The 21,175-nt window shown below is 61.0% G+C and carries 14 protein-coding genes; 13 read left to right on the forward strand and 1 reads right to left on the reverse strand.

What is annotated here, in order from left to right; translation table 11 throughout:
• Positions 1-116: 116 nt before the first annotated feature.
• From leuS to holA, 3 genes are all read left to right on the forward strand, one after another.
• A complete protein-coding gene (leuS, locus tag NKT35_RS08850) occupies positions 117-2,735 on the forward strand; it encodes a leucine--tRNA ligase (RefSeq protein WP_254300636.1) in 2,619 nt (872 codons plus the stop codon).
• An 83-nt stretch (positions 2,736-2,818) separates the two neighbouring features.
• Complete coding sequence (locus tag NKT35_RS08855) at positions 2,819-3,376, forward strand: LPS-assembly lipoprotein LptE (protein ID WP_254300637.1); 558 nt, start codon at positions 2,819-2,821, stop codon at positions 3,374-3,376.
• A complete protein-coding gene (holA, locus tag NKT35_RS08860) occupies positions 3,357-4,361 on the forward strand; it encodes a DNA polymerase III subunit delta (protein ID WP_254300638.1) in 1,005 nt (334 codons plus the stop codon). The genes NKT35_RS08855 and holA overlap by 20 nt, the downstream gene beginning before the upstream one ends.
• A gap of 42 nt (positions 4,362-4,403) precedes the next feature.
• Here the strand turns inward: holA and NKT35_RS08865 are convergent, their stop codons facing one another.
• Positions 4,404-5,579, reverse strand: coding sequence for an MFS transporter (locus NKT35_RS08865; protein WP_254300639.1), 1,176 nt, complete (start codon positions 5,577-5,579; stop codon positions 4,404-4,406).
• Positions 5,580-5,717: 138 nt separating this feature from the next.
• Here NKT35_RS08865 and NKT35_RS08870 point away from each other — a divergent pair, with 138 nt between their 5' ends.
• The 10 genes from NKT35_RS08870 (at position 5,718) to NKT35_RS08925 (ending at position 21,154) form a co-directional block, all read left to right on the forward strand.
• Positions 5,718-6,617 carry a LysR family transcriptional regulator gene (locus NKT35_RS08870; protein WP_254300640.1) on the forward strand — a complete coding sequence of 300 codons (900 nt, stop codon included), beginning with the start codon at positions 5,718-5,720 and terminating at the stop codon, positions 6,615-6,617.
• Positions 6,614-7,063 (forward strand): HIT family protein, encoded by a 450-nt coding sequence (locus NKT35_RS08875; RefSeq protein ID WP_254300641.1) that lies wholly within the window; start codon positions 6,614-6,616, stop codon positions 7,061-7,063. The genes NKT35_RS08870 and NKT35_RS08875 overlap by 4 nt, the downstream gene beginning before the upstream one ends.
• A 264-nt stretch (positions 7,064-7,327) precedes the next feature.
• Complete coding sequence (locus NKT35_RS08880; protein WP_254300642.1) at positions 7,328-8,605, forward strand: MFS transporter; 1,278 nt, start codon at positions 7,328-7,330, stop codon at positions 8,603-8,605.
• A 227-nt stretch (positions 8,606-8,832) separates the two neighbouring features.
• Positions 8,833-10,971 (forward strand): type I secretion system permease/ATPase, encoded by a 2,139-nt coding sequence (locus NKT35_RS08885; RefSeq protein ID WP_254300643.1) that lies wholly within the window; start codon positions 8,833-8,835, stop codon positions 10,969-10,971.
• A gap of 6 nt (positions 10,972-10,977) precedes the next feature.
• A complete protein-coding gene (locus NKT35_RS08890) occupies positions 10,978-12,399 on the forward strand; it encodes an HlyD family type I secretion periplasmic adaptor subunit (protein WP_254300644.1) in 1,422 nt (473 codons plus the stop codon).
• A gap of 1 nt (position 12,400) precedes the next feature.
• Entirely contained in the window at positions 12,401-13,615 is a 1,215-nt protein-coding gene (locus NKT35_RS08895; protein ID WP_254300645.1) for a glycosyltransferase family 4 protein, read from the forward strand.
• Positions 13,616-13,775: 160 nt separating this feature from the next.
• Positions 13,776-14,174 carry a hypothetical protein gene (locus NKT35_RS08900; RefSeq protein WP_254300646.1) on the forward strand — a complete coding sequence of 133 codons (399 nt, stop codon included), beginning with the start codon at positions 13,776-13,778 and terminating at the stop codon, positions 14,172-14,174.
• 174 nt (positions 14,175-14,348) lie between these two features.
• Positions 14,349-14,543 carry a hypothetical protein gene (locus NKT35_RS08905; RefSeq protein WP_254300647.1) on the forward strand — a complete coding sequence of 65 codons (195 nt, stop codon included), beginning with the start codon at positions 14,349-14,351 and terminating at the stop codon, positions 14,541-14,543.
• A gap of 66 nt (positions 14,544-14,609) precedes the next feature.
• On the forward strand, positions 14,610-14,942 hold the full coding sequence (locus NKT35_RS08910) for a hypothetical protein (RefSeq protein ID WP_254300648.1): 333 nt from the start codon (positions 14,610-14,612) through the stop codon (positions 14,940-14,942).
• The gene (locus NKT35_RS08925) at positions 14,930-21,154 is read left to right on the forward strand and encodes a calcium-binding protein (protein WP_505190940.1); all 6,225 of its coding nucleotides are present in this window, start codon (positions 14,930-14,932) and stop codon (positions 21,152-21,154) included. Before NKT35_RS08910 ends, NKT35_RS08925 begins: the two co-directional genes overlap by 13 nt.
• Positions 21,155-21,175 lie beyond the last annotated feature (21 nt).

Consider the following 21,175-nt stretch of genomic DNA (forward strand, 5'->3'; position numbering starts at 1 on the left):
TGTTTTTGTACGGAAATCGGACATCCTGTCCGTTTCTACGCATCCCCTTTTTGGCGCTTTTGCCGATATAATCGATCCATTCGACTCGAATTCCATTGAATAAAAAGACTCCGGACATGCAAGAACACTACACACCGCGCGAGCTGGAAGCCGCCGCGCAGCAGAAATGGCAAAAAACCGCCGCCTTCAAGGCCGTTGAAGACGCGTCGCGTCCCAAGTACTACGCGCTGTCGATGTTCCCGTATCCGTCCGGCAAGCTGCACATGGGCCACGTGCGCAACTACACCATCACCGACGTGCTGGCCCGCTTCAAGCGCCTGCAAGGCTTCAACGTGCTGCAACCGATGGGCTGGGACGCCTTCGGCCTGCCGGCCGAAAACGCGGCGATGAAGAACGGCGGCGCGCCGGCGGCGTGGACTTACGCCAATATTGAATACATGAAGAAGCAGCTGGACAGCCTGGGCTTCGCGCTGGATTGGGAGCGCGAGCTGGCCACCTGCAAGCCGGACTACTACCGCTGGGAGCAGTGGCTGTTCACCCGCCTGTTCGAAAAGGGCGTGATCTACAAGAAGAACGGCGTGGTCAACTGGGACCCGGTGGACCAGACCGTGCTGGCCAACGAGCAAGTGGTGGACGGCCGCGGCTGGCGTTCGGGCGCGCTGGTGGAAAAGCGTGAAATCCCGATGTACTACTTCCGCATCACCGACTACGCCGAGCAGCTGCTGGCGGATCTGGACACGCTGGACGGCTGGCCGGAACAGGTCAAGACCATGCAGCGTAACTGGATAGGCAAGAGCTACGGTTCCGACGTGGTGTTCCCGTATGACCAGGCCAGCATCGGCCACGCGGGCGAGCTGAAGGTTTACACCACCCGTCCAGACACGCTGATGGGCGCCACCTACGTCGCCGTCGCCGCCGAGCACCCGCTGGCCACCCAGGCCGCCGCCGGCAACGCCGAGCTGCAGGCCTTCATCGCCGAGTGCAAGTCCGGCTCCGTGGCCGAGGCCGACGTCGCCAAGATGGAAAAGAAGGGCATGCCGACCGGTCTGTCCGTGATCCACCCGCTGACCGGCGACAAGCTGCCGGTATGGGTGGCCAACTACGTGCTGTGGGGCTACGGCGAAGGCGCGGTGATGGCCGTGCCGGCGCACGACGAGCGCGATTTCGAATTCGCCAACAAATACCAGCTGCCGATCAAGCAAGTGATCGCGCTGGCGTCCGGCGAAGGCGAGTACGACGCCGCCAACTGGCAGGAATGGTACGGCGCCAAGGATGAGACCGTGAAGACGGTCAATTCCGGCAAGTACGACGGCCTGGGCTATCAAGCCGCCTTCGACGCCATCATCGGCGACCTGCAAGCCAAGAGCCAGGGCCAGAAGAAGACACAGTACCGCCTGCGCGACTGGGGCATTTCCCGCCAGCGTTATTGGGGCTGCCCGATTCCGATCATCCACTGCGCCAGCTGCGGCGACGTGCCGGTGCCGGAAAAAGACTTGCCGGTGACGCTGCCTGAAAACGTGATTCCGGACGGCGCCGGCTCCCCGCTGGCCAAGATGCCGGAATTCTACGAAACCGCCTGCCCGAAGTGCGGCGGCGCGGCCAAGCGTGAAACCGACACCATGGATACCTTCGTGGAGTCCAGCTGGTACTACGCCCGCTACGCCTCGCCCAAGTGCGACACCGCGATGTTGGACAAGAAAGCAGCCGACTACTGGCTGCAGGTCGACCAATACGTGGGCGGCATCGAACACGCCATCCTGCACCTGCTGTATGCGCGCTTCTTCCATAAGCTGATGCGCGACGAAGGCCTGGTGTCGTCGGACGAGCCGTTCAAGAGCCTGCTGACCCAGGGCATGGTGGTGTGCGAAACCTTCTACCGCGACCTGGCCAACGGCTCCAAGGACTGGATCGCGCCGCAGGACGTGATCCTGGAACGCGACGCCAAGGGCAAGATCGTGGCGGCCACGCATCGCGTCGACGGCCAGCCGGTGGTGGTGGGCGGCATCGAGAAGATGTCCAAGTCCAAGAACAACGGCGTGGATCCGCAGGAGTTCATCGAGAAATACGGCGCCGACACCGCGCGCCTGTTCATGATGTTCGCCGCGCCGCCGGAGCAGAGCCTGGAGTGGTCCGACGCCGGCGTGGAAGGCGCGTTCCGCTTCCTGAAGCGTCTGTGGAAGAGCGCGCGCGAGCACGTCGAGGCCGGCGTGGTCGCCCCGTATGCCGCGGGCGAGCTGAACGCCAGCCAGAAAGAGCTGCGCTTCAAGCTGCACAGCACCATCCAGAAAGTGGCCGATGATTACGGCCGCCGCCAACAGTTCAACACCGCCATCGCCGCGGTGATGGAGCTGTTGAACGCTTACGACAAGGCCGACACCGCAGGCGAAACCGGCCGCGCCGTGGCGCAGGAAGTGCTGGAAGCCGCGACCCTGCTGCTGTCGCCCATCGTGCCGCATGTTTGCGACGGCATCTGGAACGAGCTGAAGCCGGGCACCGAGCTGCTGGCGCAAACCTGGCCGAAGGTGGACGAGGCCGCGCTGGTGAAGAGCGAGATCGAGCTGATGGTGCAGGTGTGCGGCAAGCTGCGCGGCAGCGTGACCGTGGCCGCCGAAGCGTCCAAGGACGCCATCGAAGCCGCCGCGCTGGCGCACGAGAACGTGATCAAGTTCATGGAAGGCAAGCCGGCCAAGAAGATCATCGTGGTGCCGGGCCGTCTGGTGAACATCGTCGTTTAATCCTATCGGGGATGCGCGGCGCGGGCTGCCGTTGGGCCCCGCGCCGCTTTTGCTTGGCGGCGCGTCCGCCATGGGGGAATGCAATGAAACACACGCTGCAACTCGCGCTGCTTGCCGGTTTCGCTCTGCTGCTGACCGCTTGCGGATTCCATCTGCGCGGCCTGGGCGGGCCGATCAAGCCGCTGCCATTCGCTACCTTGTATCTGGAAGCCGGCGGCAAGTTGATCGAGCCGGATCTGCGCACCGTGCTGGCGCGCCAACCCAAGCTGACGCTGATGGATAGTTCCAAGGATGCGCAGGCGGTGCTGACGCTGGAAGCGGAGAACCAGTCCAAGGACATTCTCACCATCAATACCGGCGGCCGCATCAGCGAATACCAGCTGACCTATAGCGCGCAGGTGCGGGTGTCGATAGGCGGCGTGCCCATCGATCCGCCGATGATGGTGACCGTTCGCCGCAGCATGAACTATTCGGATAACCAGGTGCTGGGCAAGCAGCAGGAAGAAGACCTGCTGTGGGCCGACGCGCGCCGCGACGCCGCCGAGCAGATCGTGCGCCGACTGGCTTATCTGAAAGCGCCGGCAGCGGAACCCGCCGGCCCGCAAAGCGTGAAACCCGCCAATGCCGTCACTCAGCCCTGACGCATTGACCGCGGCGCTGCCTAAAGGGCTGGCGCCGCTGTACCTGGTGCACGGCGAAGAGGCCTTGCTCGCGCTGGAGGCGGCGGACGCGGTGCGCGCGGCCGCCCGCGCGGCCGGCTATCTGGAGCGCGAAGTGCTGACGGTGGAGTCGGGCTTCGATTGGTCGCAGCTGAGCGATTCGATGTCCAGCGTGTCGCTGTTCGCCTCCTTGAAGTTGCTGGAAATCCGCATTCCCGGCGGCAAACCAGGCACCGAGGGCGCGGAAGCGCTGCAGCGCCTGGCCGCCGAGCCGCCGCAGGACACCATTACGCTGATCACGCTGCCCAAGCTGGAAAAGGCGCAGCAGCAGAGCAAATGGTTCACCGCGCTGGAAAAGGCGGCGCAGGTGGTGGAAGCGCGGCTGATCAGCCGCGGCGAGCTGCCGGGCTGGATAGGCCGCCGGATGAAGGCGCAAGGCCAGCAATTGGGGGCGGAGGCGCTGGAGTTTTTCGTCGACCGCGTGGAAGGCAATCTGCTGGCCGCGCGCCAGGAGGTGGACAAGCTGGCCCTGCTCTATCCCAAGGGCGAGCTGAGTTTGGCCGATCTGCAGGCCGCGGTGGCCAATGTGGCGCGTTTCGACGTGTTCCAGCTGTCCGAAGCCTGGCTGGGCGGCGACGCGCCGCGGCTGACGCGGATGCTGGACGGCCTGATGGCCGAAGGCGAAGCGCCGGTGCTGGTGTTGTGGTCCTTGGCCGAGGATGTGCGCATGCTGCTCAAGCTGCGCCAGGGCCTGAAAGACGGCCGCCAGCTGCGCGACATGGCGCGCGAACTGAGGCTGTGGGGCGAGAAGCAGAAGCTGGCCGAGCCGGCGCTGCGCCGCATCGGCCCGCGCAAGCTGATGGACGCGCTGTCGGAGTGCGCGCGCATCGACCGCCAGATCAAGGGCGTGGAGCCGGGCGAGCCCTGGCAGACCATGCGGGCGCTGGCGACCAGGCTGGCCGCCTGATGCTGCAATCCAAGGAACGGACCGCTGAGCGGTCCGTTTTTTTCATGCTTGCGCCAAAGCGTGTTGTTTGGCGGTGGTCGCGCGAGAAATGAACAGCGCCAGCAGCAAAGCCAGCCCTGCCAAAGCGGCAGCCAACAGGCTGGTTTGCGTCAGCCTGCCGCCGTGGTCCAACAGCAGTCCCGCCAGCCAGGCGCCCAAGGCATTGCCCAGATTGAAGGCGCCGACATTGAAAGCGGAAGCTCTCGCGGCCGCCTCGCCGGCCTGGCGGATGGCCAGCGCTTGCAGCAGCATGCACAGGGCGAAAGCCAGCCCGCCCCATAGCGTCATCAGCGCCAGCGCGAAAGGCAGGCGCGCGGCCAGCAGATAAAAGGCGGCCAGACTGGCGCACAACAGCGCCAGTGTCATTGCCAAGGCCTGGTTCAGCTTCCAGTCCGCCAATCTGCCGCCCAGCCAGCCGCCGGCGACCAAGCCCGCGCCGCATAGCAGCAAGGCCGCGCTGGCGTATTGCGCGGGCAGGCCGCTGACCTGGCTCAGCGTCGGCACCAGATAAGTGAAAAAGGCGAACATGCTGGCGGCGGCCAAGACGCTGGCGAGCAGCGCCAGCCAGGCGCGGCCGGGCAAGCGCGCTTGCGTCTTGCCTTGGCTGCGTCCAACCGCTTGGGTCGGCAGCTGGCAACGGATCAGCCATAGCGTGATGAAGCCCAGCGCCGCCACCGCGGCGAAGCTGGCGCGCCAGCCCGCCCATTGCCCGATCAGCGTGCCGGCCGGCACGCCCAGCACATTGGCCAGCGTCATGCCGCTGAACATCAAGGCCATCGCCCGGCCGGCCATGCCGGGCGGAGCCAGCCGCGCCGCCATCACCGCCGCCGCGCCGATGAAACTGGCGTGGCAGAAGGCGGTGAACACCCGCGCCAGCAGCAGCGGCCACAGGCCAGGAGCCAACAGGCAGGCCAGGTTGCCGACGATGAAGATCAGCATCAGCCCGCTCAGTGCGCGTTTTTCATCCACGCGGGCGATCAGGCCGGCCAGCAGCGGGCCGCCGGCCACCACGCCCAGCGCGTAGCCGGACACCAGATAGCCGGCGCGCGGCAGGCCGACTTGCAAATCGGCGGCGATGAGGGGCAGCAGGCCCATGATGATGAATTCGGCGGTGCCGATGGCGAAGGCGGCCATCGCCAGCGTCAACAGCGCTGGTGTGAAGAGGCGGGAAGAAGACATGGCGTGGCGATCTCAGCGTGAAGGCAAAGCGCCAGCCTAAGCGATGGCCATGGCCGGAAACAGCCGGTCGCCGCTCCACTCTGTGCGGAACCATTTGGCATGAATGGCGTACACTTGCCGATTGGCAAAGGAGGGCGTGTGCTGGCTTCATTGAGCGAACTGGCGGTGTTCATCGCCGTGGCGGAACAGGGCAGTTTTGTCGGCGCGGGGCGTGTCCTGGGCGTGTCGGCGTCGGCTGTGGGCAAGCGCATCAGCCGGCTGGAAGCGGATTTGGGCGTGCGGCTGTTGCAACGCAGCACCCGTTCATTGGCGCTGACGGCGGAGGGTGAAACGGTATTGAGCCGGGGCCGGACGTTGCTGGAAGAAGCCGAGGCGCTGCGCGCGGAGCTGGAGCGGTCGAGCCGCCAGCCTGGCGGCGTGTTGCGCTTGAGCCTGCCGCCGATCGGCGGCGTGCTGATGGCGGAGCTGGCGGCTTTCCGGCAACGTTATCCCGAAGTGGCATTGGAGCTGGATTACAGCGAACGCAATGTGGACATCATAGAGGAAGGTTTCGACGCGGCCATCCGGGTGGGCGCGGGCGACGATGGCAAGCTGCGCAGCCTGGCCTTGCCGGGATTCCGCCGTCTCATCGTCGCCGCGCCGGACTATCTGGCCCGCCACGGCCAGCCGCGAAGCGCGGCGCAATTGGCGGAGCATCAATTGATCCACTACCGCTCGCCCAATAGCGGCAAGTTGGAGGCATGGCCTCTGGTCGATGCGGAATTGCCGCGCGCGCTGGTGTGCAACAGCGTGCATGCGCGGCTGGATTTCGCTTTGCAGGGGCAGGGCATCGCCTGTCTGCCGGACATCTCCATCCGCCGGGAACTGGAAGACGGCAGCTTGAGGCCGCTGTTAGGCAGCGAAAACGGCGAGGCGTTGGCGCTGCGGCTGTTGTGGCCGTCTTCGCGCGGTTTGTCCGCCAGGCTGGAAGCGTTTCTTGGCTTTATGCGGGAGCGGTCCCGTTCGGTTCCCTGTGAAAATTTCAAGGCGCGGGCATGAGTGAATTGCGGATTTTTGAAATGGCGCATTGGCAAGCGACGCATCGGCGCGATGCCCGTTTCCCTGGCTATCTCATCCTCTCAGCCAAGGAGCGGGCTGCTGATCTGCCCGCGCTGAGCATGGCGGCATTGCAAGAGTTGGGCGCCGCGCTCGCAAGAGCCGAAACCATCCTCCAGCGCGCCTACGAGCCATACAAGGTGGTTTTCTACAAACTGGGCTTCACCAGCGGTTTGAACTGTCATTTTCATGTCGCACCCATTACCCAGAGCCTGCTTGATGAAATCATTGCCGACCCGGGCTATGCAAACGAACCGGATGGAAACGATGCCATTTTATTTCTTAGCCGCGTCTATTGTGAAAGACCGCTCACGGCGCAGGAGCGGGAGGGGATGCAAGCCACGGTGCAAAGGCTGAGAGCCATCGCTGATATTGAAAGCGCCGCCTAGCGCCGCTTGGCGTCGATCACTGCATTTTGGAGGCCGCCACGCGCCATGCCGGCGAATCAATGCTCTGCCGCCAGGTGGCGCGGATGGTCGGGATCGCGTAGCGGCGGGTGGAATGCCGCTGGATGTTGATAACTTGGCGATCTGGACAAGGCTGTGGATAAGAAGCCTGGGACGATGCCTGGCTGCCAAATGGGCGCATCGTGCCGGAGGCTGGGTCTCGCGCTCTACTATTGTGAAGTGTTGCATATCTAGACGAGGTGTCGCATGAGCGGCTTGCGCGACTGGACCGGCGGGCGTTTCCACTACGCCTGGGTGGCCGTGGCCGTCACTTTCCTGGTGATGCTCGCCACAGCGGCCATCCGCGCCGCGCCCAGCGTGATGATGGTGCCGTTGGAGCGGGAGTTCGGCTGGAGCCGCGCCGCCATTTCGCTGGCTTTGTCCATCAACCTGGCCTTGTTCGGCCTGATGGGGCCGTTCGCCGCCGCCGCGATGCTGCGTTTCGGCTTGCGGCGCACCGTATTGAGCGCCTTGGCCTTGCTGGCGGCGAGCGTGGCCTTGTCCAGCCTGATGCGCAGCAACTGGCAATTGCAGGTATTGTGGGGATTGCTGGTGGGCTGCGGCACCGGCGCCACGGCGATGACCTTGGGCGCGTCGGTGGTCAACCGCTGGTTCGTCCAGCACCGCGGCCTGGCCATGGGCCTGCTCACCGCCAGCTCCGCCACCGGCCAGTTGGTGTTTCTGCCCTTGATGGCCTGGCTGACCAGCCAGCATGGCTGGCGCGGCACGGTTTGGCTGATTGCCGCTTGCATCGTCTGCGTGTGGCCGCTGGTGTGGCTGCTGCTGCCGGAACGGCCCGCCAGCCTGGGCTTGCGGCCTTTGGGCGAGCGAGACGACGCTCCTCCGCCCGCGGCGACGCATCACAACCCCATTCTCATCGCCTTCGGCGCGCTGAAAACCGCCAGCCGCTCCGGCGACTTTTGGCTGCTGTTCGCCAGTTTCTTCGTTTGCGGCGCCAGCACCAACGGCTATATCGGCACTCACTTCATCGCCATGTGCGGCGATTACGGCCTGACGCCGGTGCGCGGCGCCGGCCTGCTGGCGGCGATGGGCATGTTCGACCTTTTAGGCACCACCCTGTCCGGCTGGCTGTCCGACCGCTTCGCGCCGCAGGCGCTGCTGTTCGTCTATTACGGCTTGCGCGGGCTGGCGCTGCTCTATCTGCCGCATGCCTTCGGGCTGGAGTATTTCTACGGCTTGCCGCTGTTTACCTTGTTCTACGGCCTGGATTGGGTGGCGACGGTGCCGCCCACGGTCAAGCTCACCACCGGGGTATTCGGCAGCGAACAGGCGCCGGTGGTGTTCGGCTGGATCGTCGCCGGCCACCAGCTGGGCGCGGCTTTTGCGGCGCTGGGCGCGGGCATGCTGCGCAACAGCTTGGGCAGCTATACCGCGGCGACGATGATTTCCGGCGCGCTCTGCCTAGTGGCGGCGACGCTGGTGCTGCGCATCGGTCTGGAACGGAATAAACCGGTGTCGGCATAAATGAAGTTTATGTGATCAAACGACACAGAAGGAATATCTCCGCTAACGGCGACGATGCATGAAGATCAATGCTCCGGGCAGATTATGTGAATCGAGCAATGAAAATAAATCGTTAAATGATTATATTTAAACAGATATTTATTATTGGTATTTTTAACTCAAGTAAATATTGAAATGAATATTATATGGCTGTATATGACATGGATTCGTAAAAATCAGCAAGAACCATGTCATCTGCACCATTTTGCGCTCATCCTGAGACGCCGAGCGATCTAGGCCTGCTTGGCCTGGTTTTATTGGCCCAGTTCCACGGCATCGCCGCCGATCCCGAGCAACTGTCCCACCAGTTCGGCCGCTCTGCCGAACTGTTCTCCGAAACCGATCTCCTCCTCGCTGCCAAGCATTTGGAGCTGAAGGCCAAGATCGTCAAGCAGCCGCTGGACCGCATCGGCCTGATGGCGCTGCCGGCGCTGGCGCTGGCGGCCAATGGCGAGCACTTCATCATTGCTCGCTGCGACGGCGGCAAAGTCTTGATCCACGATCTGAAGCAGGGTCGTCCCGCCGTGTTGAGCCAAGACGAGCTGGCGGCGCGCTACGACGGCCGGCTACTGGTTGTCGCCTCGCGCGCGTCGGCGGCCGGGGCGCTGGTCAAGTTCGACTTCACCTGGTTCGTGCCGGCCATCGTCAAGTACCGCAAGCTGCTGCTGGAAGTGCTGGGCGTGTCCTTCGTGCTGCAGCTGTTCGCGCTGGTGACGCCGCTGTTCTTCCAGGTGGTGATGGACAAGGTGCTGGTCAATCGCGCCTTCAATACGCTGGACGTGATCGCCGTCGGCCTGCTGGCGCTGTCGGTGTTCAATGTGATTTTGTCCGCCCTGCGCGGCCACGTGTTCGCCCACACCACCAGCCGCATCGACGTGGAGCTGGGCGCACGCTTGTTCCGCCATCTGCTGGCGCTGCCGCTGGCCTATTACGAGGCGCGCCGCGTCGGCGACACGGTGGCGCGGGTGCGCGAGCTGGACAGCATCCGCAACTTCCTTACCGGCCAGGCGCTGACCACGGTGCTGGACCTGCTGTTCTCCTTCGTGTTCCTGGCGGTGATGTTCTATTACAGCGGCTGGCTGACGCTGATCGTGGTGATTTCCTTGCCGTGCTACGCCGCCTGGTCGGCGCTGCTGACGCCGGTGCTGCGCCGGCGGCTGGACGAGAAATTCGCCCGCGGCGCCGACAACCAGTCCTTCCTGGTGGAGTCGGTCGGCGGCATCGGCACCATCAAGTCGATGGCGGTGGAGCCGCACATGACCCGGCGTTGGGACAACCAGCTGGCGGCCTACGTGGCCGCAGGCTTCCGCGTGACGCGGCTGGCCAATATCGGCCAGAACGGCGTGCAGCTGATCCAGAAGCTGGTGACGGTGGCCACGCTGTGGCTGGGCGCCAAGCTGGTGATCGGCGGCGACCTGTCGGTGGGCCAGCTGATCGCCTTCAATATGCTGGCTGGCCAGGTGGCGGCGCCTGTGGTGCGTCTGGCCCAGCTGTGGCAGGACTTCCAGCAGGTGGGCATTTCGGTGGAGCGGCTGGGGGACATCCTCAACACCCGCACCGAATTGCCGGCCAGCCGGGTGGCGCTGCCGGCCATCCAGGGCAAGATCGAGTTCGACCAGGTGGTGTTCCGCTACCGTCCGGACGGTCCGGAGGTTCTGCGCAAGCTGAGCCTGGAGATCCGCGCCGGCGAGGTGGTGGGCATCGTCGGCCGCTCCGGCTCCGGCAAGAGCACGCTGACCAAGCTGGTGCAGCGGCTGTACGTGCCGGAATCCGGCCGAGTGCTGGTGGACGGCAACGATCTGTCCCTGGCCGATCCGGCCTGGCTGCGCCGCCAGATCGGCGTGGTGCTGCAGGAGAACCTGCTGTTCAACCGCAGCGTGCGCGACAACATCGCGCTGTCCGATCCCGGCATGTCGCTGGACGCGGTGATCCGCGCCGCCAAGCTGGCCGGCGCCCACGATTTCATCATGGAGCTGGCCGAGGGCTACGACACCATGGTCGGCGAGCACGGCGCCAGCCTGTCCGGCGGCCAGCGCCAGCGCATCGCCATCGCCCGCGCGCTGGTCTGCAACCCGCGCATCCTGATTCTGGACGAAGCTACCAGCGCGCTGGACTACGAGTCCGAGCGCGCGGTGATGCAGAACATGCGCGCCATCTGCCAGGGCCGCACCGTGCTGATCATCGCCCACCGCCTGTCCACTGTACGCGGCGCTCACCGCATCATCGCGATGGACAAGGGCGTGATCGTCGAGGCTGGCAGCCATGCCGAACTGGCGCAGAAGCCCGGCGGCTACTACGCCCACCTCCACAGCCTGCAGCAAGGATAAGCCGAGATGAAGCATCAGATTGAGGCGCTGCGGGACTTCCTGCAACGCTACCGCCAGGCGTTCGCCGACCATTGGTCCATTCGCCACCAGCTCGATCCCAAGCCGCGCAGCGAGGACGAGTTGGCCTTCCTGCCCGCCCACCTGGAGCTGACCGACAGCCCGGCTTCGCCCTTGCCGCGCTGGAGCATGCGGGTGATCGTCGCGCTGTTCGTCTGCGCGCTGCTGTGGGCGCTGATCGGCCAGCTGGACATCGTCGCCGTCGCCGGCGGCAAGACCGTCAGCGGCGGCCGCACCAAGATCATCCAGCCGCTGGAGCCCAGCGTGGTCAAGGCTATCCACGTGCGCGACGGCCAGCTGGTCAAGGCCGGCCAGCTGCTGATCGAGCTGGACGCCACCGCCGCCGGCGCCGACAACCGCAAGGCCGGCGACGCGCTGGAAACCGCCCGCCTGGCCGCCGCCCGCTACCAGGCGCTGTTGGCCGCGCTGGACAACGGCCGGCTGCCGCAGCTGGAGAAGCTGGACGGCGTCGACCCGGCCAAGCAGCTGAACGAGGAGACGCTGGCCATCGGCCAGTGGCGCGCCTACCAGGCCAAGCGCGACGCGCTGCAGGCCACGCTGCGCCAGCGCGAGGCCGAGCTGTCCACCACCCGCCAGCAAGTGATCAAGCTGCAAGGCACGGCGCGGCTGGCCGAAGCGCGCGAGCACGATTACCAGGAGCTGCTGGACAAGAATTTCATCTCCAAGCATGCCTATCTGGACAAGCAGCAGGCGCGCATCGAGCAGCAGGGCGACCTGGCCAGCCAGCAGAGCCGCATCCAGGAACTGGCCGCCGCCATCGCCAGCCAGCGCGAAGAACTGCAAGCGCTGACCGCCAACTTCCGCAGCGACGCGCTGGACAAGCTGCGCGAAGCGCGCGAGCAGGCCAGCCAGTCCGGCGAGGAAGTGAAGAAGACCGGCCGCCGCCAGGCGCTGACCCAGCTCACCGCGCCGGTGTCCGGCAGCGTGCAGCAGCTGGCCATCCACACCGTCGGCGGCGTGGTCACCGAGGCCCAGCCGCTGCTGGCGGTGGTGCCTGCCAACGAGGCGCTGGAAGTGGAAGCGCAGATTGAAAACAAAGATATCGGCTTTGTCCGGCCCGGCCAGGCGGTGACGGTGAAAGTGGAAAGCTTCCCATATACCCGTTACGGCTATCTGGACGGCGTGGTGGAAACCGTCAGCCACGACGCGCAGCAGGACGAAAAGCGCGGCCTGCTGTTTCCCGCCCGCATCCGGCTCAAGCAAAGCCATCTGCTGATCGACGGCGCCCGCGTCAATCTGAGCGCCGGCATGGCGGTCAGCGCCGAGATCAAGACCGGCAAGCGCCGGGTGATCGACTACTTCCTCAGCCCGCTGCAGGAACACGTCGGCGAAGGCCTGCGGGAGCGCTGAGATGAAAATCCTGCTGATTCACCAGAACTTCCCCGGCCAGCTGCGCCACATCGCCGACGATCTGAAAACCCGACGCGGCATCGACCTGCTGGCGGTGGGGCGCGACACCGCGCCCGGCCTGCCAGGCGTGCGTCTGCTGCGCTATAAGCCGCATCGCCAACCCAGCCGCAAGGCCCATCCTTATCTGTTCAGCTACGAGGATGCGGTGCTGCACGGCCAGGCGGTGCTGCGCAGTTTGCAGCCGCTGGCCCGCCGCGGCTACCGGCCAGATGTGATCCTGGCCCATCCCGGCTGGGGCGAGACGCTGTTCCTGAAGGATCTATTTCCCGACGCGCGGCTGATCCACTACTGCGAATTCTTCTACCACGGCCGCGGCGCCGACGCCGACTTCGACCCGGAATTCCCGCTCAGCTTGGATAGTGCGGCGCGGTTGCGAGCCCGCAACGCGCTGCATCTGCTCAACCTGGAAAACTGCGATGCCGGCATCTGCCCCACTCATTGGCAGCACAGCCTGCACCCGGCCGCCTACCGCGACAAGCTAGTCGTCGCGCACGAGGGCATCCGCACCGAACAGCTGGGGCCGGACCCGAATGCCGAGCTGACCCTGCCCAACGGCCAAACCGTGCGCGCCGGGCAGAAGATCATCACCTATGTCGCGCGCAACCTTGAGCCCTACCGCGGTTTCCACATCTTCATGCGCGCGCTGCCGGAGTTGCTGCGCGCCGAGCCCGATTGCCAGGTGGTGGTGGTGGGCGGCGACGGCGTCAGCTATGGCAGCGCGCCGACGGACGCCGCCAACTGGCGCGAGAAGCTGCTGCGCGAAAATTCCATCGACCTGAACCGGGTGCATTTCCTCGGCAAAGTGCCCTACGAGGTCTATCGCAAGGTGCTGCAGGTGTCGGCGGTCCACGTTTACCTGACCTATCCCTTCGTGCTGTCGTGGAGCTTGTTGGAAGCGATGGCCAGCGGCTGCCGCATCGTGGCGTCCGACACCGCGCCGCTGCGCGAGGTGATTCGGGATGGCGAGAACGGCTATTTGGTGGGTTTCTTTGATCGGGAGGCGTTGATTGAGCGGGTAGTCGCGGCGCTGCGCGAGGACGATCTAACCATGCGTAAAAGCGCAAGAACACATGCGTTGGAATATGGAAGAGGAAGCGGGCAAGCCAGTTATCGCACCATTCTGGATTTGCAAAATGAAAATGTGGAGATGGTTTGAATGATGAATACAGAGTGGCTGGGTTTTATAACTATTAGAAGATAATTTTCTCGAATTTCTTGTTGGTTAACAAGATTATTTTTTTCGAGAAAGTTCGTGTGATGGCTTGCGGGTATTCAAAATAAATTACCTGATTCGCCTGATGAGACGGGAGGTTGTAATGGGTAAAGTAGTGACTTGGATGATGTGGATTTTCTTAATTTTTTCTCAGGGGAGCGCTATGGCTAAAGGTGATCTAATTGCTGAGGTATTAAGCTTTGCAAAGCCGGAGCGGTTTCATTCTCTTGATGTCTCTACAGTGGTTTTACGGTATGTCCCTTTGGGTGTGGAGAAGAAAACTGCAATGCGTGAGCTTAGAGAGCAAGGGTTTGAAGTTGAGGAAATTACGAAAAAATTGGATGGTTGTGCAGGCTGTGAACCTCGGATTGTTCTAGGAGGTTACACGAAAAGCGCAACCATTCCCTTTCTGCCATATGAGTCATTTATATCAGTTGGACTTGGTTTTAAAAAGGGTAAGGTGGCATTTGTTTCTGCGTGGCATACGAAAAATGCCTATTGATTTTGGATGTTTAAATTTTAAAATGGAGCGTGAATTTCATGGCTGAGTCAATATCTGTTGGGTATCGTCAGTTAGGTCCGGGGTATTATCATAAGTTTATCGTTTACACAGATGGTAATGGAAACAAGTGGGCTACAAGTGGTTGGGCTGGTAAGGATACATCCATAAGGTTTAGTGATTTTTCTCAAAGTGGCTCATCTGGAAGTGGCTCATCTGGAAGTGGCTCATCTGGAAGTGGATCATCAGGAAGTGATTTTGGAAATATTATTACGACTGGCGGGGCAAGTGATCCAAGACGATATGACTCAAGCTATCCAGATTATCCAAAAAATTCGGATGGGACTGATAGATATCCGGGGAAAGATATAAAGTGGGAAAACATAAAAAATGGAACTGATCTATCTGGAGATTGGAAAAAAATAACGGATGCTATGGATGGGATTGCAGGAGAGAAGCATCAGTATCGGCCCTTGGATCAAAATAGCAATACTACTGCTGATGAGGCACTTCGTCGAGCAGGCTTACCTGAACCAAAAGATGATAATCTTGGTGATAATTGGGCTCCTGGGTCAGGAAATAACTTATCAGGTGATTCGAATGCTGTGGGAGACGGTGGTGATCGGAGTCAATCTGGCAGTGGTGGCGGTTCTGGTGATCCCGATGAAAAGACTGGTGGCGGCGCATCTGGCGGTCCTGGCCGTGGCGGCGGGAATGCAGGGTCAGAAGGCACGACTCCCCCTCGGCGAGACCCGTTGGTGCTCGATCTAGATGGCGATGGCATTGAAACCACCAGCACACGGGATGGCAAGGTCATTCTGTTTGATCATGATGCAGATGGAGTAAAAACAGGCACCGGCTGGGTCAAGCCCGATGATGGCTGGCTGGTGCTGGATCGCAATGGCAACGGCGCCATTGATTCTGGCAGAGAGCTTTTTGGCATCGATACGCTGAAGAGCAATGGTCAATTGGCGACGGATGGCTTCGATGCGCTGCGCGATGTGGATGCCAATAAGGATGGCAAGATTGATGGCGCTGACAGCGTGTTTGCCAACCTGCGTATTTGGCGCGACTTGAACCAGGATGGCATCAGCCAAGCCAACGAACTCACTTCGCTTTCGGAAAATCAAATTGTCTCGATTGGCGTCAACTCGACGGCGGTTCGCACCGACTTAGGCAACGGCAACTTACAAACCGCTGCGGGCACATTTGTCCGCGCCAACGGCACAACAGGCGCGACTGGTGAAACCAATGGCGCGGCAGCCAATTTGGATTTGCTGGTCAACACTTTCTATCGCCAGTTCTCCGACCATATCCCCTTGACTGATCAAGCCAAGGCGCTGCCGACTTTGCGCGGTTCAGGCCGCGTGCGTGATCTGAACGAAGCCATCAGCCTATCGACTGAATTAGGAAAATGGGTTCAGAGCTACGCCCAACAAACCACGCGGCAAGAGCAAATTGACCGCTTGGATGGTTTCATCGAGAAATGGGCCGATACTGCGGATCTAAAGTCTCTCAAGGCTCAGGCCGATGCCCTTTCAGGCAACGGTGTCAAGCTCACCTACAATTTGGCGGGTTTGGCCGCGGGCACTGCGGCCTACGATGCGTTTATCAGGAAGCTGGGCATAGTAGAGCGTTTCATGGGCTTTACTTATGGAGGCGCAAACGGGCAAGCACGATTCACGCCCTTAGATGCGGGCTCGGGTGCGATCTCGGTTACGTTGGCTGCCGAGCAAATGAGCAGTATTTCCATAGCATATGAGCGCTTTAAAACGGATATTTATGAGTCATTATTGCTGCATACCAGATTGAAGGATTACTACGGAAACATTAGCGTCACTACTTTACATGGTGTGCCAACTTTTTCTTTCACGGGTGTTGAGCAATTATTTACTCAGGCAATTCGGCTAGATCCCCGAAAAGGGCTATTAGATTTGATCGAGTTCATGAGCGCTTGTGGTGAAGTAAAGCTAATGCAACTAGGTTGGAATGCTACTGACTTTCTCATTACCCAACTTAATTCTGCCCCTGATCTAGGGGCATTCACTGAAGAACTGAGCAGCTGGACAGTGCGCCTCGCCGCAACCGCTGAGCACAACCTCGTCGGAACCTCGCGGCCAGATTTATTAGTGGGTACAAATTCCAACGATTATATGCAGGGTCAGGATGGTAACGACATACTGGTGGGGGGCCAGGGCAACGACACTCTCAGCGGCGGCGACGGCAACGACACCTTGAATGGCGGTCAGGGCGATGACTACTTGGACGGCGGCGCAGGCAACGACCTCTATCAGCTGCGGCGCGGCGATGGCCAGGACACCATCAGCAATTACGATTCCAGCACCGGCCGCAAGGACACGCTGCAATTCCTGGATGTAGCGTCCGGCGAATTGCGTGGGCTTTACCGCCAAGGGAACGACCTGATTCTGGCTTATGGGGCAGAGGATCAAGTGACCTTGAAGAACCACTATTATTCGTCGACATATCGGGTGGATGACATTGTATTCAGCGATGCGCGTTGGAGCATGGACGAACTCATACGCCACTACGCCGTCCAGATCCGATCGAGCGACATCATGAATTTCACCAATGCCAGCGAAAGCATAGTCGGCAGCGCGAACAATGACTCGATCAATGGCATGGGCGGCGACGATTCGATTCAAGGTGGCCAGGGCGATGACTACTTGGACGGCGGCGCAGGCAACGACCTCTATCAGCTGCGGCGCGGCGATGGCCAGGACACCATCAGCAATTACGATTCCAGCACCGGCCGCAAGGACACGCTGCAATTCCTGGATGTAGCGTCCGGCGAATTGCGTGGGCTTTACCGCCAAGGGAACGACCTGATTCTGGCTTATGGGGCAGAGGATCAAGTGACCTTGAAGAACCACTATTATTCGTCGACATATCGGGTGGATGACATTGTATTCAGCGATGCGCGTTGGAGCATGGACGAACTCATACGCCACTACGCCGTCCAGATCCGATCGAGCGACATCATGAATTTCACCAATGCCAGCGAAAGCATAGTCGGCAGCGCGAACAATGACTCGATCAATGGCATGGGCGGCGACGATTCGATTCAAGGTGGCCAGGGCGATGACTACTTGGACGGCGGCGCAGGCAACGACCTCTATCAGCTGCGGCGCGGCGATGGCCAGGACACCATCAGCAATTACGATTCCAGCACCGGCCGCAAGGACACGCTGCAATTCCTGGATGTAGCGTCCGGCGAATTGCGTGGGCTTTACCGCCAAGGGAACGACCTGATTCTGGCTTATGGGGCAGAGGATCAAGTGACCTTGAAGAACCACTATTATTCGTCGACATATCGGGTGGATGACATTGTATTCAGCGATGCGCGTTGGAGCATGGACGAACTCATGCGCCACTACGCCGTCCAGATCCGATCGAGCGACATCATGAATTTCACTAATGCCAGCGAAAGCATAGTCGGCAGCGCGAACAATGACTCGATCAATGGCATGGGCGGCGACGATTCGATTCAAGGTGGCCAGGGCGATGACTACTTGGACGGCGGCGCAGGCAACGACCTCTATCAGCTGCGGCGCGGCGATGGCCAGGACACCATCAGCAATTACGATTCCAGCACCGGCCGCAAGGACACGCTGCAATTCCTGGATGTAGCGTCCGGCGAATTGCGTGGGCTTTACCGCCAAGGGAACGACCTGATTCTGGCTTATGGGGCAGAGGATCAAGTGACCTTGAAGAACCACTATTATTCGTCGACATATCGGGTGGATGACATTGTATTCAGCGATGCGCGTTGGAGCATGGACGAACTCATGCGCCACTACGCCGTCCAGATCCGATCGAGCGACATCATGAATTTCACTAATGCCAGCGAAAGCATAGTCGGCAGCGCGAACAATGACTCGATCAATGGCATGGGCGGCGACGATTCGATTCAAGGTGGCCAGGGCAATGACACGCTGAACGGCGGCGACGGCAACGACACCTTGAATGGCGGCCAGGGCGATGACTACTTGGACGGCGGCGCAGGCAACGACCTCTATCAGCTGCGGCGCGGCGATGGCCAGGACACCATCAGCAATTACGATTCCAGCACCGGCCGCAAGGACACGCTGCAATTCCTGGATGTAGCGCCCGGCGAATTGCGTGGGCTTTACCGCCAAGGGAACGACCTGATTCTGGCTTATGGGGCAGAGGATCAAGTGACCTTGAAGAACCACTATTATTCGTCGACATATCGGGTGGATGACATTGTATTCAGCGATGCGCGTTGGAGCATGGACGAACTCATGCGCCACTACGCCGTCCAGATCCGATCGAGCGACATCATGAATTTCACCAATGCCAGCGAAAGCATAGTCGGCAGCGCGAACAATGACTCGATCAATGGCATGGGCGGCGACGATTCGATTCAAGGTGGCCAGGGCGATGACTACTTGGACGGCGGCGCAGGCAACGACCTCTATCAGCTGCGGCGCGGCGATGGCCAGGACACCATCAGCAATTACGATTCCAGCACCGGCCGCAAGGACACGCTGCAATTCCTGGATGTAGCGTCCGGCGAATTGCGTGGGCTTTACCGCCAAGGGAACGACCTGATTCTGGCTTATGGGGCAGAGGATCAAGTGACCTTGAAGAACCACTATTATTCGTCGACATATCGGGTGGATGACATTGTATTCAGCGATGCGCGTTGGAGCATGGACGAACTCATGCGCCACTACGCCGTCCAGATCCGATCGAGCGACATCATGAATTTCACTAATGCCAGCGAAAGCATAGTCGGCAGCGCGAACAATGACTCGATCAATGGCATGGGCGGCGACGATTCGATTCAAGGTGGCCAGGGCGATGACTACTTGGACGGCGGCGCAGGCAACGACCTCTATCAGCTGCGGCGCGGCGATGGCCAGGACACCATCAGCAATTACGATTCCAGCACCGGCCGCAAGGACACGCTGCAATTCCTGGATGTAGCGTCCGGCGAATTGCGTGGGCTTTACCGCCAAGGGAACGACCTGATTCTGGCTTATGGGGCAGAGGATCAAGTGACCTTGAAGAACCACTATTATTCGTCGACATATCGGGTGGATGACATTGTATTCAGCGATGCGCGTTGGAGCATGGACGAACTCATGCGCCACTACGCCGTCCAGATCCGATCGAGCGACATCATGAATTTCACTAATGCCAGCGAAAGCATAGTCGGCAGCGCGAACAATGACTCGATCAATGGCATGGGCGGCGACGATTCGATTCAAGGTGGCCAGGGCAATGACACGCTGAACGGCGGCGACGGCAACGACACCTTGAATGGCGGCCAGGGCGATGACTACTTGGACGGCGGCGCAGGCAACGACCTCTATCAGCTGCGGCGCGGCGATGGCCAGGACACCATCAGCAATTACGATTCCAGCACCGGCCGCAAGGACACGCTGCAATTCCTGGATGTAGCGCCCGGCGAATTGCGTGGGCTTTACCGCCAAGGGAACGACCTGATTCTGGCTTATGGGGCAGAGGATCAAGTGACCTTGAAGAACCACTATTATTCGTCGACATATCGGGTGGATGACATTGTATTCAGCGATGCGCGTTGGAGCATGGACGAACTCATGCGCCACTACGCCGTCCAGATCCGATCGAGCGACATCATGAATTTCACCAATGCCAGCGAAAGCATAGTCGGCAGCGCGAACAATGACTCGATCAATGGCATGGGCGGCGACGATTCGATTCAAGGTGGCCAGGGCGATGACTACTTGGACGGCGGCGCAGGCAACGACCTCTATCAGCTGCGGCGCGGCGATGGCCAGGACACCATCAGCAATTACGATTCCAGCACCGGCCGCAAGGACACGCTGCAATTCCTGGATGTAGCGTCCGGCGAATTGCGTGGGCTTTACCGCCAAGGGAACGACCTGATTCTGGCTTATGGGGCAGAGGATCAAGTGACCTTGAAGAACCACTATTATTCGTCGACATATCGGGTGGATGACATTGTATTCAGCGATGCGCGTTGGAGCATGGACGAACTCATGCGCCACTACGCCGTCCAGATCCGATCGCGCGACATCATGAATTTCACCAATGCCAGCGAAAGCATAGTCGGCAGCGCGAACAATGACTCGATCAATGGCATGGGCGGCGACGATTCGATTCAAGGTGGCCAGGGCGATGACTACTTGGACGGCGGCGCAGGCAACGACCTCTATCAGCTGCGGCGCGGCGATGGCCAGGACACCATCAGCAATTACGATTCCAGCACCGGCCGCAAGGACACGCTGCAATTCCTGGATGTAGCGTCCGGCGAATTGCGTGGGCTTTACCGCCAAGGGAACGACCTGATTCTGGCTTATGGGGCAGAGGATCAAGTGACCTTGAAGAACCACTATTATTCGTCGACATATCGGGTGGATGACATTGTATTCAGCGATGCGCGTTGGAGCATGGACGAACTCATGCGCCACTACGCCGTCCAGATCCGATCGAGCGACATCATGAATTTCACTAATGCCAGCGAAAGCATAGTCGGCAGCGCGAACAATGACTCGATCAATGGCATGGGCGGCGACGATTCGATTCAAGGTGGCCAGGGCAATGACACGCTGAACGGCGGCGACGGCAACGACACCTACCTCTTCCGCCGCGGCGATGGCGTGGATCTGGTGCAGGATTCCGTCGGGCAGGATGAGCTGGCGTTCGACCAGGGCGTTAATGCCGATCAGTTGTGGTTCCGCAAGCAGAACAACAGCTTGGAAGTCAGCGTGATCGGCAGTGGCGACAAGGTGGTGGTGGACAATTGGTTCGGCAATGCCGCCAACCAGCTGGAAACCATACGCTCCAGCGATGGCAAGACGCTGGCCGCGTCCCAGGTGCAGGCATTGGTCACCGCGATGGCGGCATTCAACCCGCCAGCGGCGGGGCAGATGACGTTGCCGGCCGATTACCAGGCGGCGTTGCAGCCGGTGATCGCGTCCAGCTGGAAGTAAGCGCTTAGTTCCCGCCGCGTT

The organism is Chromobacterium sp. IIBBL 290-4 (assembly GCF_024207115.1).
Taxonomy (GTDB): Bacteria; Pseudomonadota; Gammaproteobacteria; order Burkholderiales; family Chromobacteriaceae; genus Chromobacterium.

Excerpts from the sequence above, each read along its gene's own strand:
- leuS (WP_254300636.1), top strand. The coding sequence starts at position 117 with ATGCAAGAACACTACACACCGCGCGAGCTGGAAGCCGCCGCGCAGCAG.
- NKT35_RS08855 (WP_254300637.1), top strand. The coding sequence starts at position 2,819 with ATGAAACACACGCTGCAACTCGCGCTGCTTGCCGGTTTCGCTCTGCTG.
- holA (WP_254300638.1), top strand. The coding sequence starts at position 3,357 with ATGCCGTCACTCAGCCCTGACGCATTGACCGCGGCGCTGCCTAAAGGG.
- NKT35_RS08865 (WP_254300639.1), bottom strand. The coding sequence starts at position 5,579 with ATGTCTTCTTCCCGCCTCTTCACACCAGCGCTGTTGACGCTGGCGATG.
- NKT35_RS08875 (WP_254300641.1), top strand. The coding sequence starts at position 6,614 with ATGAGTGAATTGCGGATTTTTGAAATGGCGCATTGGCAAGCGACGCAT.
- NKT35_RS08880 (WP_254300642.1), top strand. The coding sequence starts at position 7,328 with ATGAGCGGCTTGCGCGACTGGACCGGCGGGCGTTTCCACTACGCCTGG.
- NKT35_RS08885 (WP_254300643.1), top strand. The coding sequence starts at position 8,833 with ATGTCATCTGCACCATTTTGCGCTCATCCTGAGACGCCGAGCGATCTA.
- NKT35_RS08890 (WP_254300644.1), top strand. The coding sequence starts at position 10,978 with ATGAAGCATCAGATTGAGGCGCTGCGGGACTTCCTGCAACGCTACCGC.
- NKT35_RS08895 (WP_254300645.1), top strand. The coding sequence starts at position 12,401 with ATGAAAATCCTGCTGATTCACCAGAACTTCCCCGGCCAGCTGCGCCAC.
- NKT35_RS08900 (WP_254300646.1), top strand. The coding sequence starts at position 13,776 with ATGGGTAAAGTAGTGACTTGGATGATGTGGATTTTCTTAATTTTTTCT.
- NKT35_RS08910 (WP_254300648.1), top strand. The coding sequence starts at position 14,610 with ATGGGATTGCAGGAGAGAAGCATCAGTATCGGCCCTTGGATCAAAATA.